Origin of the sequence: Luteimonas salinilitoris, from assembly GCF_041300785.1 — a bacterium.
GTDB classification, from domain to species: Bacteria; Pseudomonadota; Gammaproteobacteria; order Xanthomonadales; family Xanthomonadaceae; genus Luteimonas; species Luteimonas salinilitoris.
Window position 1 is genome coordinate 1 of the sequence record NZ_JBFWIB010000037.1, and the last position, 5342, is coordinate 5342.

A 5342-nucleotide genomic window follows, 5' to 3' on the forward strand; every position below is an offset into this window, starting at 1 on the left:
GTAGTCGAAGTCGGTCAGGTCGTCGCTGAAGTCGGTGAAGTTGTAGCCGGCGCCGATGCGGAAGTTGCGGTTGAGGTCGCGGTCCACGCCGACCAGGAAGCCCTGCCTTGTGCCGCCGTCCTTGACGTCCAGCCAGCGGTACTCGGCCAGCGCATGCCACTTCTGGCGCAGCTCGTAGCGCAGCTGGCCGGCGGCGAAGGTGGTCGCCGAGTCGAACCAGGCCCCGGTGCCGCGCCCGAACCGCACCTCGCCCTCGCGCCGCGCCAGCTTGGCCGCCAGCTCCCAGTGCTGGTCGATCCGGTACACGCCCTCGAACGCCAGCACCTGGCTCTTCTGGTCGTACTGCGCCCCGCCCACCTGGCCCAAGGTGGCCAGGTCGTACAGGTACGTGTAGCGCCCGAACAGGCCCCAGCGGCTGCTGTTCCACGGCCGGTAGGCAAAGCCGAAGTTGCCCTCGATGAACTTGGCCCCGGCCGCCGGATCGAGCTCGTCGTCGGTGTCGGCGTAGTTGAAGCGTGCCGCGATCCGCCAGCTCTCGTTGAGCTTGTGGCTCAGGTGGTTGGTGCTCACCCACTGCGTGCGCCGCTCGGCGCCGCCGTCGCGCCGCCACTCCAGCTTGCTGCGCCAGTCGGTCGCCGCCGAGGTGCGCCCGCCGCTGATGCTCACCGCCTGCCGGTCGACCTGGCCGCCGGCGCTGTTGGTCAGCTCGCCGTCGCTCAGGGTGAAGCCCAGGTTCCAGCCCACCGCCGGGTAGAAGTCCATGCCGTAGGTGTGCGCCAGCCCGGACTCGGTGCGGCTCTTGATGAACTGGCTCTCGTTGAACAGGTTCACCTGGTTGGACAGCCGCCAGCGCTGGCCGAAGGTCCAGCCGTTCTGCCGGTTCGGGTTGAACAGCGAGTGGTACTCGGTGCTGTCGGTCGAGTACGTGTAGCCGCCGTAGAAGCTGTGCTGCGCGCTCAGCCGGTACTCGCCGCTGACCGTGGCCGCGTCGCCGCGGTCGCCGGTGGTCACTTCCGCGCCGACGTTCGACAGGTTGGCGAAGTTATAGCGCGCGCCCAGGCTGTAGGCGTCGTTGTCGGCGTAGTTGCCGCCGTCGTCGTCCAGGGTCACCTGGGCGGTGCCGAACAGGTCCAGCGCGGTGCCGAAGCGGTGGGTGTAGCGCAGCGCGCCCAGGGTGCCGGCGGCCTCCCCGGTGCTGCGCTCCTCCTCGGTGCGCCGGACCTCGGCGGTCACCGCGCCGTCCTCGCCGATCCGCCACTCGCCGGTGACCTGCATCTGGGTCAGCGACTCGCCGCCGCGCTCGGCTTTGCTGTAGCGGGCATAGATCCCGAGGTTCGGCGTGAACTGGCCCAGCACCTCGGCGCCGTGCTCCTCGACCGCCTGGCCAGTATCGAAGCGCGAGATCGAGTAGCCGGCATCGACCTGCCGCCACCACGCCCCCGCGCTCCAGGCCTGCTCGGTCCAGCCCATCTCCTGGAAGTTGATCCGCGCCTCGACCGCACTGGCGTCGCCCTCGCGCATCCCTTCCGGGTTGAGCTGGGTGAACGACAGGCCGCCGTCGGTGGAGAAGAACACCGGCGCGCTGGTCGCCTCGGTGCGGCTGTGCTCCAGCTTCAGGTACGTGCCCTTGCCCGCCTGCAGGGTCAGGTCGGCCGCCATCAGCGTGTAGTCCTCGCCGGCGCGGTTCTCGTCGACGTAGGTCAGCCCGACCCCGACGTGGTCGCCGAACCAGTGCTTGCCGCGCACGCCGGCGGCGATCTCGTCGGCATCGAAGCTCGCCGGCACCCACTCGTAGTCCACGATCAGGCGCTGCTCGAACCCGTCCAGCGGCGTGTCGCGGGTGATGCTCGGCACGTTCTGGCGGGTGATCTGCGACAGCGGCCGGGTCAGGAGCACGCGCCCCTGCAGCTCGTCGATCTCGTAGTCCGCCCCGCGCTGCAGCTCGATGCGCTGCTCCACGCGCCCGGTGGTCAGGTCGCGGACCTCGATCACCACGTGGTCCGAGCCCGGCAGCACGTCGGTGTGGCGCAGGTAGTACAGGCTGCCGCTGGTGCCGATGAACTCGCTGTGGCCCGGCGCGGTCTGCGCCTCGGAGGCGAACACCCGCAGCTCGGTGCCCGCATCGCCCCAGGGGTTGGCCGCGCGCGAGCGCCAGTTCAGCGCCGCGCCGTACAGCGAGCGCACGTACTGCGCGTACTCGGTGCCGGTGATGCCGGTGTAGAAGTTGCCCCACAGCGCCTCGTTCTTGTCCCAGTCGGCGCGCAGGTAGAAGCGGCCCATGGTGTCGACGTCGCGGTAGGTGGTCGAGTCGTCGCCGTAGGTCGGGTAGTACAGGTCCGGATCCAGCCGCCGGAAGATGTCCTGCGGGTCGGCCTGGGTGAAGCCGTCGAACAGGTCCTCCAGCGGCCGGTCCTGGGTGTCGGCCTGGGCGGTGACCAGGTACTTGCCCTTGAGCTTGGCCTTGCCGTAGAACGCCAGGCGGCCGTCGCTGAGAATGTCGTCCTCGCGTCCGCCCAGCGCCAGGTCGCGGCCGGGGCCGCTGGCGCTGTTCTCGTACACCGTCAGGTCGGCCAGGCCGACGCCGAAGAAGTAGCGTCCGCTCACGTCCACGTCCAGCCGGTGCCGCGCCGGGGTGGCGCCTTCGCCGCCCTGCAGGGCGATGTCGAAGCGGTGCTGGCCGACCGGCATCAGGTACTCGGCGACGAACTTGCGCTCCAGGTCCACCGGGTAGCTGTCGCCGTTGATCAGCAGCGCGTAGCCCGGCGGCAGGTTGCGGCCCTGCACGCGCACCCGCGAGCCGTAGATCGGGATGTTCTGGTAGCGCAGCGCGCTCTGGCCGAACACGTCGTCGACCAGGCGCTGGGTCTCGGCCTGGTCCGCGCCCAGCGCCAGGCCGTGCGTGCGCTCGGTGCTGTCGCGCAGCTGCTGGCGGCCGCGCTCGGCCTCGTCCGGGCGCACCAGCTGCAGGCGCCGGGCATGGGTCTCGTCGATGTTGCCTTCGGCGTCGAACGCGCGCAGCACGTAGACCAGCTCGTCGCCGACCCGGAAGCGGATATCCGCCGGCAGCACGCCGTCCCACTCGGCCTCGGTCACCGGGGCGACGTCGATCGGCACCTTTGCCAGCGGCCGCACCAGGTCGCCGTCGGTGCCGCGGAACACCGCCAGCTCCATCTTCTCGATGAAGCCGGTGTAGTTGCCGCGCACGAAGAAGCGCACCGGCCGGGTGATCGCGCTGCCGTCGAACGGCACCATGGTCGGCGCCGAGACCGACAGCTCCGGCAGGCCCAGGGTCGGGTCCTCGGTCGCCCAGATCACGCCGCCGCCGGGCAGGTACACCGAGAACCGGCCCTGCGCCACGGCGCGGCCCGGCGGCTCCAGGCCGACGATGACGCGCCGGTCCGGCTGCAGGGCCTCGGACGAGGAGGCCGCACTGGTGCCTGCGGTCGCCGGCTGGTCGTAGCTGCGCGTGCGCAGCTTGAACACCAGGCCTTCGTCGGAGGCGCAGCCGTCGGCGCCGCAGTCCAGCGCCGTGGCCGTGTCCGTCGCCGGCGGCGCCGGCAGGTCCTGCGCCAGCGCCGGCGAGGCCATGCCCGCCAGGATGCCGATCAGGGCGGTATCGAGCAGCTTCATCTTCATGATCCGGCCCCCTCTCACTTGCGTTCCGGACCGACAGGGGCTGTCGGATCGTTGCTGGACTCCACGCGCACCTGCGCGCGCACCTCGGGACTCAATCGTTCGGCCAAGGCCGCGTACACCGCCCGCGCCCGTCGCAGGCCCAGCTCGGCGTTGTAGGCATGGCTGCCGCGCACGTCGGTATGCCCGACCACCGCGATCGCGCCCCCGCCCAGGCCTTCCAGGCGGGCCGCCACCCGGTCGAGCAGCGGCGCGAACTCGGGCTTGATCTGCGCCCGGTCGGTGTCGAACAGCACCGTGCCCAGCAGCGCGCCGCCTTCGGTCACGCCCGCCACCAGGGCGTCGACCTCGGTGTGCACGCTCACCGTCAGCGCCTGCCGGTGTTCCGGCGCGACCTGCGCCAGCAGCAGCTCCCGCACCGCGGTGGCGCGGTCGAAGGCCAGCGCCTGGTGATCGCCGTTGGCGGTGATCACCACCGTGCCGCCGCCGTAGGCGTCGACCTGTTCGGCCATCTTCGCGATCGCGGGCACGTACTCGCTGCGGATCTCGGCGCTGCCCGGGGCGAAGATCACCTCGCCCAGGGTCAGTTCCACCTCCTCGGTGCCGCCGGGGATGGCCTCGGCCGGCAGTTGCACGCCGAAGTCGAAGCGCACCGGGATACCGGGGGTGATCCGCCGCACCAGCGGGTTGTCGGTGGTCAGCGGCGTGCCGGGCGGCAGCGTCGACGGATCGAGCTTGAGGATGAAGTTGCGGTGGCCGCGGGTGCCGCCTTGCACGTCGGCCAGGTGGTAGCGGCCGTACTGGTCGGTCTCGATCAGCAGCCCGTCCACCGAGGCGATCCGCACCCCGGGGATGCCGCGCTCGTCGATGCCGGTGTTGCCGATCACGTAGTCGACCACCACTCCGCCCTCGCCCTGGGCGATGCGCCGCTCCACGGTCGGGGCGGCGGCGTTGAGGCCCTTGGCCGCGGCGCCGGACCTGTCCACCGTGGTGGTGCCGGCCGCATCCATGCGTACCGTCACGCCCTGGTCGCTGGTGAGCACGAAGTCGTCGGTGAACGCCGCCTCGCGCAGGCGCTGGCGGATCACCACCTGGTGCGCCTGGGCCGGATCGGCCTCGGACTGGCGCGCTGAGAGAGCGCCCACGTCGATGCCATGCAGCAGCGGCGCGCTGGCGTCGGCCACCGGTTCCGCACCGGCGCCGCGGTCGCGCGTGGTCGAGCCGGCCAGGTAGGCGCCCGGCGCGAACCCGCCCTGCACCCGCACCCCGCTCAGGGCCGCGCTGTCCTGCCAGCCGTCGCCGTCGCGGTCGTTGAACACCGTGCCGAAGATCAGGCTGTCGTCGAGCAGCGGATCGGCCTCGACCGACACCTGCGCGGTGGCGGTGTTGGAGATCACGTTGCCGGCCGCGTCCTGCGCCTGGGCCGTGTTCACCTGGGTGCCGTGGCGCACGCCGGCGCCGACCCGCAGCAGGTAGACCACGGTCGCGCTCTCGCCAGCGGCGATGTCCAGCCCGCCGATGCGCAGCGGCGACTGGCTCGGCGCCAGGTCGAAGGCGTCGTCGCCGTCACTCACCGCCATCGAGCCTTCCACAAAGCTGAAGCCCGCCGGCGGCGTGTCGATGACCGTGCTGCCGCGCACGTTCACCACGCCCACGTTCTCCACCGTCAGCGTGTAGCGGACCAGGTCGCCGATGTTCGCCGTGCGCAC

Annotated in this window: 2 protein-coding genes; both read right to left on the bottom strand. The window is 71.5% G+C overall.

The genetic code is table 11. The annotated features are described in order from the left end of the window. On the bottom strand, nucleotides 1-3636 hold a 3636-nt coding region (locus tag AB5T46_RS20180; RefSeq protein ID WP_370565901.1), incomplete at its 3' end, for a TonB-dependent receptor. A gap of 14 nt (nucleotides 3637-3650) precedes the next feature. Continuing rightward, nucleotides 3651-5342, bottom strand: a 1692-nt coding sequence (locus tag AB5T46_RS20185) for an OmpA family protein (protein ID WP_370565902.1), incomplete at its 5' end; no start/stop codon positions are given.